Origin of the sequence: Parahoeflea halophila (assembly GCF_900220985.1) — a bacterium.
GTDB lineage: Bacteria > Pseudomonadota > Alphaproteobacteria > Rhizobiales > Rhizobiaceae > Hoeflea > Hoeflea halophila.
The window spans coordinates 1-12,557 of the sequence record NZ_OCPC01000009.1; the positions used below are offsets into that span (position 1 = coordinate 1).

At 52.3% G+C, this 12,557-nt stretch carries 8 protein-coding genes; 3 read left to right on the top strand and 5 right to left on the bottom strand.

From position 1 onward, the window contains the following. The 3 genes from CRO46_RS20040 to CRO46_RS19635 all read left to right on the top strand — a co-directional run. On the top strand, positions 1-1,995 hold a 1,995-nt coding region (locus CRO46_RS20040; protein WP_179759134.1), incomplete at its 5' end, for a cadherin repeat domain-containing protein. Next, positions 1,996-5,034 carry an EAL domain-containing protein gene (locus CRO46_RS19630; RefSeq protein ID WP_097109516.1) on the top strand — a complete coding sequence of 1,013 codons (3,039 nt, stop codon included), beginning with the start codon at positions 1,996-1,998 and terminating at the stop codon, positions 5,032-5,034. After that, entirely contained in the window at positions 5,031-5,951 is a 921-nt protein-coding gene (locus CRO46_RS19635; RefSeq protein ID WP_097109517.1) for an HD-GYP domain-containing protein, read from the top strand. Before CRO46_RS19630 ends, CRO46_RS19635 begins: the two co-directional genes overlap by 4 nt. A gap of 232 nt (positions 5,952-6,183) precedes the next feature. Here the strand turns inward: CRO46_RS19635 and CRO46_RS19640 are convergent, their stop codons facing one another. The 5 genes from CRO46_RS19640 to CRO46_RS20105 form a co-directional block, all read right to left on the bottom strand. After that, complete coding sequence (locus CRO46_RS19640) at positions 6,184-8,319, bottom strand: site-2 protease family protein (RefSeq protein ID WP_097109518.1); 2,136 nt, start codon at positions 8,317-8,319, stop codon at positions 6,184-6,186. Beyond that, the gene (locus CRO46_RS19645; RefSeq protein ID WP_097109519.1) at positions 8,304-9,734 is read right to left on the bottom strand and encodes an efflux RND transporter periplasmic adaptor subunit; all 1,431 of its coding nucleotides are present in this window, start codon (positions 9,732-9,734) and stop codon (positions 8,304-8,306) included. Before CRO46_RS19645 ends, CRO46_RS19640 begins: the two co-directional genes overlap by 16 nt. Continuing rightward, entirely contained in the window at positions 9,731-10,507 is a 777-nt protein-coding gene (locus CRO46_RS19650; protein WP_179759135.1) for an efflux RND transporter periplasmic adaptor subunit, read from the bottom strand. The genes CRO46_RS19645 and CRO46_RS19650 overlap by 4 nt, the downstream gene beginning before the upstream one ends. A gap of 4 nt (positions 10,508-10,511) precedes the next feature. Beyond that, positions 10,512-12,050 carry a TolC family protein gene (locus tag CRO46_RS19655; protein ID WP_097109521.1) on the bottom strand — a complete coding sequence of 513 codons (1,539 nt, stop codon included), beginning with the start codon at positions 12,048-12,050 and terminating at the stop codon, positions 10,512-10,514. 305 nt (positions 12,051-12,355) lie between these two features. Continuing rightward, positions 12,356-12,557 (bottom strand): hypothetical protein (locus CRO46_RS20105; RefSeq protein ID WP_210421553.1); only part of this gene is annotated, 202 nt, incomplete at its 5' end.

Genomic DNA, 12,557 nt, shown 5'->3' on the forward strand with positions numbered 1-12,557 from the left:
CAGTGGATGCGGGATGGTGTTGATATCGCAGGCGCCACGGGCTCGACCTACACGCTGGGTGATGCGGATGTGGGCCGCGCCATCTCGGTGAAGGTGAGCTACACCGATGGCAACGGCACGGCGGAAGGACCGCTGACGTCAGCTGCCACGGCGGCGGTCGCCAATGTCAATGATGCCCCTGCCGGGGTGCCTGCGATCACCGGAACGGTGACGGAGAACGAAACCCTGACGGCAGACACATCGGGCATCTCGGATGCGGATGGGCTTGGCGCCTTCTCCTACCAGTGGATGCGCGATGGTGTTGATATCGCAGGCGCCACGGGCTCGACCTACACGCTGGGCGATGCGGATGTGGGCCGCGCCATCTCTGTGAAGGTCAGCTACACCGATGGCAACGGCACGGCGGAAGGTCCGCTGACGTCAGCTGCCACGGCGGCGGTCGCCAATGTCAATGATGCCCCTGCCGGGGTGCCTGCGATCACCGGAACGGTGACGGAGAACGAAACCCTGACGGCAGACACATCGGGCATCTCGGATGCGGATGGGCTTGGCGCCTTCTCCTACCAGTGGATGCGGGATGGTGTTGATATCGCAGGCGCCACGGGCTCGACCTACACGCTGGGTGATGCGGATGTGGGCCGCGCCATCTCGGTGAAGGTCAGCTACACCGATGGCAACGGCACGGCGGAAGGTCCGCTGACGTCAGCTGCCACGGCGGCGGTCGCCAATGTCAATGATGCGCCTGCGGGTGTTCCGGCGATCACAGGGACGGTGACGGAGAACGAAACCCTGACGGCTGACACATCCGGGATCTCGGACAATGACGGCCTGGGCGCCTTCTCCTACCAGTGGATGCGGGACGGTGTTGATATTGGAGGGGCCACGGGCTCCACCTACACACTGGGCGATGCGGATGTGGGCCGCGCCATCTCTGTGAAGGTCAGCTACACCGATGGCAACGGCACGGCGGAAGGCCCGCTGACGTCTGCTGCCACGGCGGCGGTCGCCAATATCAATGATGCGCCTGTCATCACCAGCAATGGTGGTGGTTCATCTGCGACTGTCAATGTTCTGGAGAATCAGGATTTCGTAACAACACTTACCAGCACCGATGTCGATGGTGGCATACCGACTTATCAGATCGCTGGTGGGGTAGATGCAGCCCTTTTCAAGATTGATGCTGCATCTGGAGTACTGCGGTTTGTCTTGCCACCCGACTATGAGAACCATGGCGATGGCAATTCGGACGGCATCTACGAAGTTCAGGTTTTGGTAAGTGACGGTTCTGGTGGATTGACCCGGCAACAAATACTGGTCGTAGTTACTGATATGATAGGTGAAACTGTAGTTGGTGCGAGCAGTGCGCCTACAACGACTACACCTGAGAGCATCGAAATTGACGATGTCGAAGCTCCCGGGACACCGATCGACGATGAACCGGTTCTCAACGAGATTCAGGTCGAAACTCTTCAGAAAGGGTCGGGTAAGTTAGTATCTGCTCAGAAGCTGGACGGTTCGGGAAGTAATGAGGCCACGCCGCCCGTCTTCAGCAATGAGGCGATGGCGCCAGAATTCCCTGAACTTTCAATTTTTGATACTGGTCCGCTCTCCTTGCCAGACCCAATCTTGCTTCCGGCCGAGACAGCGCCTCGGGAGGTCAGGTTGGAACTTGCTGATTTGAACGAGGCCGCACTCTGGAAAACACTCGACCAAGTCATGACGGATGTCGAGGAACGTGAAACAATTCTCGATCTTGAAGTACGGCAACTGACATTGTCCGGAGGGTTCGCGTTGTCAGCAGGTCTCGTGGCCTGGGCACTCAGGGGAGGTGCTATTGCGGCATCTTTGGCAACCGCAATGCCCACACTGGGCTTTTTCAATCCGGCTTTGATTGTTGTTGCGCGCAGAAACATGAACGACGCGACTGGCGGTGCTGCAGATCGGGTCGACCGAATGTTTGAGCCCTCGAATAAATCATCAGAACTGGGGCGCTAGGTGAGAGTTGTTCAGAAATTTCCACCAGCTGCCAAGCTCGCGGTTTCCATATCATTGCTCATTCTTAGTATCATGTCGGTTGCGAGCCTTGTTGGCTTGTTTCCCGACAAACAGACTTATCAGCTGCAGGCGCGTGCGCATATCGCGGAGGCACTAACCATTCAGCTTGCTGTTGCCGCAAGCCAAGAAAGGTTCGACATTGTCGAAGCCACTATTTCGGCAGTCCAGCGTCGTGAGAGCCATGTCAGATCGATCGCACTGAGGGTCCCGTCAGGTAGCCTCTTGGCTTCAACCTCAGGACATGATGGGTTTTGGGCAAATGCCGATCCGGATAAATCCACACAAACCCATATCAGAGTTCCTATCTCAAACGGTGATACGCATTGGGGGGAGGTGGAAATCGTCTTCGATCCGATAGGCGGGAGTTTGCCGCTATTGGGAATTCCTGACGATTTCCTTTTGTTTTCGGCATTCACTGCCGTTTCCTGCCTAATCGCGATTTTCATGCTTCTCCGGCTTGCCTTGCGGCAACTGGACCCGTCGAAACTGGTTCCATCCCGGGTGCAAAGTGCCTTCGATTCTCTATCAGATGGAATAGCTGTGATTGATGGGGATGATCAGATCTTGCTTATCAACCAGTCGTTGGCAGGTATCATCGGTGATCAAGGTGATGACAACCAGGGCAAAAAGCTCAGCGATTTGCTTTGGCGATACAGGAAGAACGAAGGTCAAACGTCTGAATTTCCATGGCTGACAGTGCTCAGAGAAAACAAAACAATCCGGGATGTCGCGATGAATTTACGGAGCGGCTCCGGTGCAATCGTTAATGTTCTTGTCAATGCTTCTCCGATCTCAACTGGTGGAAATTCAGTCAACGGTGCACTGGTTACATTCAAGGATGTGACGGTCATTGAGCGCAAGAACCAGGATCTTTCTCTTGCTTATGCGAAGCTCCAAAAATCGGAATCCGAAATAGCAAAACAGAACAGCCAGTTGAAGTATCTTGCGAGTCATGACCCGCTAACATCCTGCCTGAACCGCAGATCCTTTTTTGAAGAATTCCAATTAAAGTACGAAGCATCTGCCACCACCGGGCAGCCCCTCATGTGTTTGATGATCGACATTGATCATTTCAAGAGCGTGAATGACACGTATGGGCATGGGGTTGGCGACAGTGTCATCAAGGGGTTGGCTCTACTCCTGCGTCAGACCTGCGGGAAAAGCGACATCGTCGGCAGGTATGGCGGTGAAGAGTTTTGTATGCTCCTGGACGGAGCCGACGAAAGCGGTGCCGCAGAGGTGGCCGAGTACTTGAGGCAAGAGGTCAAGGCACAGTCGAGTTTGTGGTTGGGTAACGATCGGAGCCTTTCAATCAGCATTGGCATAGCGCCCGCTGACCTCGATGCAGGTTCTGTCAACAATGCAGTCGATCATGCAGACCAGGCGCTTTATGCAGCAAAAGAATCGGGGCGTGACCGGGCCATTCAATGGCGCACGGATTCGTTCGCCCGTGTTGTGACGGATGAAGTGGATCAGACGAAAAAAACAAAGGCTACCAAACAAGATGGATCGAGAGTTCGGTCCAGCAATGTTCATTCCATTTCAATTGAAACCTTTGTTGAGCGATTGGAAATCTCCATCGACCAGTCGAAGCGGAATCAAAACTCTGTCAGCGTTATCTGTGTGAGTGTGGATTCGCTGGAAGAACAGGTTTCTGGCGACGATCCCGAGATGCATTCAAGGATTCTTGGCAGCGTGGATAAAGGGCTAAGATCCATAATTCAGGATTCTGAATTTGTCTCATTAATGCCTGGCAACGAGTCTGCTTCGCTGGTGAAACTTGATGATAGACGATTTCTGATTGCAATTGGCCAGATCGAAGACCCCACTTCTGTGTCATGGATAATGCAGCGCCTCGCGGAGCAGTTCCCGGTGCCGGCCAATACCGAAAGCGGAGGCGAGCCCATACGGTTCAGTCTCGGTGCGAGCTTGTATCCGAGAGACGGTCTGAATTCTGAAGAACTGATAGAACGTGCGGTTCTCGCTCAGAAAAAGGCTCTAGAAACTGGGGGCAACAAAGCATTTCGTATGTTTGCAGCTGACATGACCGACGCAAATCAGGATCAGCTGTTGATTGAGAAGGGTATACGGGATGCCATTGAAAGGAATGAGTTCTCTTTGCACTTTCAGCCAATCGTGGATCTGGTCACGGGAGAGGTTGCCTGCGCGGAAGTCCTTTTGCGTTCATCAAATGCTTATCTGCAAGGCATATCAATAGGTGTCGTCATCCAGGTGGCCGAAAAGACCGGCCTTATACATGAATTGAGCAGCTATGTGTTCAAAACAACTTTCTCCATCATCAATGGATGGAAAAACAGTGGTCTCCATCTCCCCTTGATATCGATCAACCTGTCGGCGGAGCAACTCAAAAGCGAAGATGTCGTCATTGACCTTCTTGATCTTGTTGAGGCCCATCAGATTGATGCCGCCATGATCCAATTTGAAATGACTGAGACCGCGATGGTGACCGATATCGAGCGGACATCAGATATCCTGCGGACCCTGCAGAACTATGGGTTTCACATTGCTCTTGATGACTTCGGGACGGGCCAGTCATCGCTTTCGCATCTTCTCAACATCAATCCAGACACGATCAAAATCGACAGGTCTTTCATCCACTCACTTACCACCAATCGGACCAATCAGCTTCTTGTAAGCACAATCAACGAGCTGTCGAGAAAGATTGGAGCCAAGGTTGTCGCGGAAGGCGTTGAAACACAAGAACAGCTCACAATGCTGATGGAGATCGGTTGTCCATACGTTCAGGGGTATTGGTTGTCTCGGCCATTGCCCGCACAGGTTTTTGAAGATTGGCTGCTTTTGTTTAGCGCTGACAAGTCAGACATGACAGAAAATGTTGTTTCGTCGGCATCTGGAGCCAATCCTGGACAGGAAAATCGCAAATATTCATTCTTCGACAAGGGAAAACGAGGATATTCTAATAAAGAACATCCTAAAGCTGTTAGGATCGCGCGATGATCACACGTCTTGCTAAGGCTGACATTAGAATAGGCATGTTTGTTGAGGCGGTCGAGGGCGCCGAGTTGTCGTTTGGCAAGCGCCGGTTCCTGCTTGAAAGTGACGGTGATCTTGATGCCATCCAGGCAAGCACGGCGGAGTTCGTGCTGATCAACACAGCCTTCGGCGCAGACACGGCCAAAGCCAGGATCGCGGCAGCGAAGGATGGCCTCAAGAAGTCGCTTTCACCAGAGGAAGCACGAGTCAAAGCCAGCGAAGTAGTGGCGCGCTCGACCAGAATTCTCAAGGCTGAGCTGATCGCCATTGTGACGGGCGGAGCCTTCGACAAGACCAAAATTGCGCCAGTTATTGATGAAATCGTCGAAGCGGATCGCACAACGTCATCGCTGTTTTTTGAGGTTTCCAGGCTCAAACACAAGGACGAAACCACCTTCCAGCATTCACTTGCTGTTGGCACGCTGATGGGCAAGCTGGGCGATGCTCTGGAAATGGACAAGGAAACCGTCGAATTGCTGGTTCTTTCCGGGTTGATACATGATGTAGGCAAGCTGACAATCCCACAGAGCATCCTGCAGAAACAGGGGCCCCTGACACAGGCAGAGCGCAAACTCATTCAGATGCACCCAAAGCGCGGTCATCAAATCCTGAAACAGTATGCTGCCATTCCCGAGGAAGCTCTCGACATTTGCCTGCATCATCATGAGGTGCTTGATGGTAGCGGATATCCTTCACGGTTATCGGGGTCAAAAATCGGCCCACTGGTTCGCGTTTCGACAGTCTGTGATGTTTTTGAAGCGCTGACATCAGCGCGACCCTACAAGCACGGCTGGCCCGTTGCAGACGCTCTGACCTGGATGTTTGACCGGGATCATCTGTTTGATCGAAAACTCGTTACTCGTCTCGGCGGAGTTATCTGAGTTCGAGCAGCGTCCGGGTCGGTGTTCAGTCGCTCTTGGGGCAATGTTGGCCAATAGAAAAGCGCCAGGGAAAGGTTCTCAACAATCCCTGGCGTGAAAAGGTGAATGCACAGAAATCACCTGTTATTATTTTGCAGTATTTTTGTTAACAAATAATCAAGAAAATCGCCTGTATTGAGCTGTCCAACGACTTCCCGACGAAGGCAGGACACGAGTTTTCACGTCATGCTACTCATATCACCGATTCCTTGATCAGGACCTTTGTGATCCGTCGCCATAAAATGATTGCAAGGCTTTCTCGGCGTCCGTTCAGTACGGCGGTACCTCGAATTAGTTGATTCACAGCATGTGCTTTACCGACGATGCGGAATTCGACATGGAAAATCGGATGGATTGGTACAAGTTCCTTACCTTTTTCGGTATGGGTTCGGATCGCTCCACCAAACTGTGAAGATAACTCCGGCAATTCCAGCTCTTGGGTAGCGTCGCTAGCAATCCGGCTGACCACGAGCGGAATTGCCGCCCGCGTCGGATCATCAGGAATGAACACGCCACGGGTGTCGATGGTGACTTTCTCCAGATCCTCCTCGCTTAGATAGCCGTGCGTGACCTGCTCGCGGCCCGAGCTGACCAGGACAACCCATCTGTTGCGTGATACCCAGTTCCCTGGTCGCATCTCTTTGGACACCTGGACGACATGTCCATCCAGTCGACCAACTATGCGCAATTCACCAACCTGTAAGGACAGGTCTCTACCTCGGCGCTCCAAGGCTTCGATTTCATGACGCAACAACGCCGTCGATGAACGGTCTGTCTGGCTTGACAGTGCTCTTGCAAGTTGGCGCCGGGCGGCTTCGAGCTCGATGCTGTTCTTTAGAATTTCCGCCTGCAACTGCGGCACTTCAAAGTCAACGATCGGGTCTCCTGCTCTAACAAAATCCGATTGCTGGACATGAACTGCGCTGAGCCTGGCATTTTCTGGCGGGTATACCCTCTGCAGCTCACTATCGATCAATACGGCTGGTGAATAGACCTGCCCGAAAAGCGGTAGTGAAAAGCCGCCAACAAGACAAATCAGAACCAAAACCGGTCGACGCAGTACCCCGCTAATCGGGTGCTGCAGTTTAAGTCTTCTCCAGACTTTCAGCTCTCTCCAGATTGGTAGAAAAACCAGATAGAACACTGTCAAAAAAAACAGAACGAAGCCGAAGACTTTTGCTGTGTAGTTGTAAAAGAGCAGCGCTATTCCCACAAATATACCGAGGCGGTAAATCCAGCTCAACACGGCATATACGATTAGAACCGTACGTTTTCTTCGCGAATATTCTGCTGGAGGCTGAAGATCTGGAGCAATCAGAACCTGCCTTAATTTCCAAAGAGATATTTCCGTGGCGCGGGACTGGAGATTTTCAAATCCGATGAGGTCCGAGAGAAGGTAATAACCATCGAATTTGGCAAGCGGATTGAGATTGAACCCCAGACTGCTGATCCAGCCAACTGTCGCTATGTAAAAAGCGATATCTCGCGTTAGACCTTCATTCAGGAACGCCCATAGAAGCGTGGCGATTGCCGCGAGATAAACCTCAGCTATCATCCCTGCGGCGCTTATCAGAAGTTTTTGTTTTTTTGACCGGAGCCGCCATGAGTCACTGACGTCCGTGTAAAGCAAGGGCACAAATGCCATGAAGGCGACGCCAAAGGTGGGTACGCGGCAGCCGAAACGATACGCTGTAACCGCGTGCCCAAGCTCATGACATGTCTTGAGAATCACGAGCGCCAATCCAACATGAAACAAGCCTCTGATACTGATGTCTGCAAAAGAGGTGGAGATCAGGGCAAGCATTTCAGAGGCCGACAGATACAATCCGGCAACTGCGACGACAGCCATAAGCAGAGTAAATTTCTGCGTAAAAACAAGGGCAGTTAGGTGCCTTAGTAGTTGTAGAAGTGGTTCCGGATTGGCTAGAGGTAGTTTGAGCATGATGAGCCGGCCAAATATCTGGCCAGAATTCAATTTAGCGAGCCCGTTCTTCTTCTTTCGCAACGAATGCCATGAGCCATCCTGCGAAAGAGACAATAGGTTGGATGCCTCCAGGAACTGGACTAATTTCTGGATGCTTGAAGGACTAAGGTCGATGCCGAACTCGGTTCTGACTTTGGTGGTCAATTGTTCGGAGGTGGAGCCGGAATTCCATACGGAAAGGATGCGCTTGGTATCTTCATCTATCCGGAAGAAACGGTGCTGAACCGGGTCGTGTACCTGCCAATAGCGAACCCCGTCCTGCCCGTCAGTTCGCTCGACCCATTCGATGTCCGTGCGCAGCTGCGGAAGCGCTCCTGCACCCGCTTGAATCAGACGCCCAGCCATTGGCGGATCACCGTAATCGGTTTGCGAAACAGGTAGAAAGCAAGCGGGACCTTCTTGCCGTATATTTTAGCTGTTCCGCTTGTGCCAAGTTTTAGTCCGCGGAGTGTGCCGTTCTCTGGCTTGGCAATAAGCCTGTAGGATAGCATGCCCAGTGCATCAGGTTCGGCCTGATAGCTAATTTGGGTCAGTCTTGCAGTATAGGACTTGAACGGAGTGGCGTCTGGGAAAAGCTTGGTCACCGTTCCTGTACTCAGATCAATCGCGTCTGCAATGTCAAGAAAGATTTCAAACTGGACACTATCCGGATCAGCTATTTCAAGAATTCGCTCACCGATCGAAAACGGACGGCCGATCAAAGCGTCTTGATTAGATAATATAACTGTTCCGGCAAGATCAGCTCTTACGGTGGAACGAAGTAGTTGCTCCGTGGCAAAGTCTAACTCAGCGCGCTTTATGGCGACATCTGCCTTCAATTGACCGACTTGACGCCGGCCCTCTTCATCTTCAAACGAGAGCTGACTGGCGCGTTTGAGTTCCGCTTGGCTCATCTCGACTGCACGTTCAGCAATTGCGACCTGATTTCTGTAAACGGTGTCCGCGAATTTTATCAATGGCTGGTCTATTGCTACTTTTTCGCCGGGTGATACATAAATTTGCTCTATCGTGCCCTGGATCGGGGCAGATACAATCAGATGGTTTTGGCTGGAAACCTGGAATGGCGCGCTCACAGTCATTGTCGTCGGCATACACATCGCGATGAGCAAAAGCATCGCTACAACGAGGCCGGCTTTGCCAATGGTTGTGGAATGCTGAAGTCTGGCGGGAAAGTTTGCAGCAGGAGATTTGGAAGCGATTGATTGCAGGCGATCATTATATGTTTGGGCACAAGCATCGAGATGTGCAAGATATTCCGTGCGCCACGCTGCTTGCCGAGTATAGAGAATGCCCGCCGATGGTCTTTCCCCTTCAGAGCGGAGCGGGGTCCAAATCAAGCTCCTGAACGGATATGACTTGAGCTGCTGCGAAACATCCTGTGTGTCTGCGCCCAAGCTGAATATGCGGCTCGTCTGAAGTTCGCCCGCGTCGAGAAGAATACGAAAAATCTTCTCCAGATCCTGTATCAGAGGTGACTGCCGGTTGACACTTGGCATGCTAGAGACGGCGACAATATGAGGAGCTGGCGCGTTGCAGAATACAAAGATCTGCTGGGCCCCAACAACTTGGCGGGCCGCATTTGCCATGATGAGAAAAAGGTCTTCGGTGGTTTTGGCTTCGGCGACAATCTGCGTTAAGTCAGGTATGAAATCGCCCGAATAAGGCCCGTCCTTTGCGCTGTATGGCACCGCCACAGTATGTTCTATGCTTGGCAGTAGATGCCGGGGTTGCGAATTGCGGATTTGAGCTTGCGAAGTCATCGCAGCTGCCAATCTAGACTGAATGTTGCGTCGCCGCTCATCCCCGGCAAGACTTTTGCCCCCTGCTCTGCGAATTCGGCGTAAATCTTGAACGTCTGGCTGACCGGATCGACAACCGGCGCTATGCGTCTGACGACTGCAGTAAGCGTCTCCCCCGTTTCATCGATCCGGAAATCAAACCGCCGCCCAGGTGCGATCCCGTTTATCCAGTTTGATGGTACGATGAGTTCGATTTCAGGATCATCAATATTGATGATTGATAGGATGCGAGCGCCATCGGAAGGCGTCTCGTTTTCTCTGATATGCGTTTCGTAGACTGTGCCATCAAACGGAGCCTTCAGTGTGCAGCCGTCAAGGTTTGCGGCGATGGCAGCTATGTCGGCGTCGGCTTGATCCACTTGGGCAGAAGCGATCCGCACGTCTTGTGTGCTTCCGGCTTTCAGGCCACGAAGATATTTCGCTCCTTCTAATCTGACAGATTTTTCGTCTCTTATTGCTCTGGCCGCGCCCAGCCTCGCTTCTTCCGCTCGGCAGTCGAATTCGACCAGAGTGTCTCCTTGGGAAAAATGATCGCCTTCCCGAAATTTGAGTGCAGTAACCCGGGCCCTGAGATGTGTGGAGAGCGTAGCCTGATGTAGCGCACGTATCACGCCCCGAACGGCAACATCGTTAGCTGTCTCATCAGCAATAGCACTTGCCGGGAAACAAGCAGACATCATGACGGCGCAAACCATGTGCAAGAAACCCGGCAATAGATGTTTTGCGTTTCTCATCTGGTTAGCCTTGGACCGGACGGGTTTCATTGACGATCAAATCCGCATCGTGAATGTGTTCAAGCGCCGCATCCCATCCCGCTTCTAAAGCTTTAGCCAGAACATCCAGCGGTACATCGGATTCCGCAGTTGGGCTGAACTCAATTCCAATGCTGGCCAACAAGCCACCATAAGCTCTTTGGAGGTCGGCATAGGCGATATCACACCTGGCTTCAGCAATCAGTTCGTTCATTTCTTCGAGGATAAGCTCTTGTTCACTGACACGGGAAGCTTTGGCTTCAAGTCGCATTTGCCTTGTCAGGCGCTTTTGTACAGATAGCAGCTGCTCGGCCATCGCAAGCTTGTCGATGAAGTAATCGTACCGAATAAGACCCAGGTAGACTTGGGTCATCACGGTCATGGTCAGGCTGCGGGCCTTCATGTCGAGAAGCTGCTGCTTGGATCGAGTCACATGACGCTTTGCGGGGTATTGGAATACATTTAACAAGCTCCAGCTCATTGCTGCGCCGACTGACACCCAATTGCTATTGAGGAGAAAGGAATTGCTGTTCTGATTGCCTGTTGCGTAAGCACGCAGACTCGGAACCATGTTCAGAATATTGGCTTGAGACTCCTTGATGTTGATACGCTGTTCATACTCGTTCTGTCGAAGCTCGGGTCGCTTGCTGACGGCAAGAAGGAAGATATCGTCCAACGGCATGTTGATACGAAGGTGGTTGTGCGGGCGCCTGCTGATATCCAGCGAGAATTCAGTTCCCGGCCGCAAGTTCATCAACCGTGCAAGCTCGATCTTGGCATTTATGAGATCCTGTTCGAGATCATTGATAGCCTGTTTGACCTTGACGAGTTCACGCTCTGAATTGAGGGCCACCAGCCTGTTCGTTTCATAACCGCGTGAACGCTTGGCGCTGTTGGCAAGCGCGGCGTCAGTGCGGCTTTGAAGCTTTTTCAGGCGACCAATGAGCCGTTCATAGGTTGAAGCCCGCCAGTATTGGGTGCGCACGTCTTCCATCAGCTTATGGAGGGTCCCACGCCAGTTTTCGCGCGAGATGAGCACCTCATCGGATGACTGCTGAGCCTTGATGTAAGACAGACCGAAATCCAGAATATCCCAGCCTAAAGATATATCTGTCGAAATCTGCTGACGGTCCTGTGAGGTGGAGGGGCTGTTGTCCGCTCGGTTGGTTATCAGGTTGAGACTGGTAGACGCCTGCAAGTTGTTGCGACTGGTGTAGCCCGAGTTCAGGACGGCTTTAGGAAGCAGGCTGTAATGCTGAAGATCAAGCTTGGCCTTGGCCAGACTGGCTTCCTCCTGCTTTATACGAAGCTCCAGATTGTATTTCAGGGCTCGCGCCATCGCCTCGCCCAAACTTATGGCGCCAGAGATCGGCTCCTGATAAGCCGCCATTCGCTGAATGTTGTTCTTGGCGCGCAGTGTAAAGTGGGACTCGGTAAACGGTGCCGGGTGGATGGAGCAGGCGGAAACGCTACAAGCAAGAGTTATTGCAAGCGGCATTCGAAAAAGAGTTTCCTTACGGCCCATCTGTGCAGCTCTTGTTGCCCGGTGCGCTTCAGATCGTTGTGAGCGCTGTTGTTTTTTCCTTCGAAATCGTCGACTGCAATATTTAGAGAATTATGGATAATGATTGGTAAACGTGTTCAATATACATGCAGGGATTGCAGTATTGTAGAATGCACTCTTCCCTTGGTGGCAGGCTATCCGCAGTGCTCTGTTGGCTGATGAATGAAACAACCAATCCCGATCAGCAGGTGCAAAGATTAGCCCAGTTTACGTCATAAACTGTCTAACCCGTTGGGAATAAGTCAGTCACTGTGATTTGCAGCCAATCAAATGGGTTTACTGGGGCCCGTCAAAGTACGCCGGTTGAGGGCGATATTCTGGACAAAGGTGCATAGTCTACCAAAGGTGTTGCGTGCCCCCGCAACCAAATCAGAAACAACACAAAGCGCCCGAACGGGCGCTTTTTGCGTTTCCAAACCCGAGCCTGAGGAACGGCAGGAGTTGACGTGCTCTCGGAAACCGGTTCGA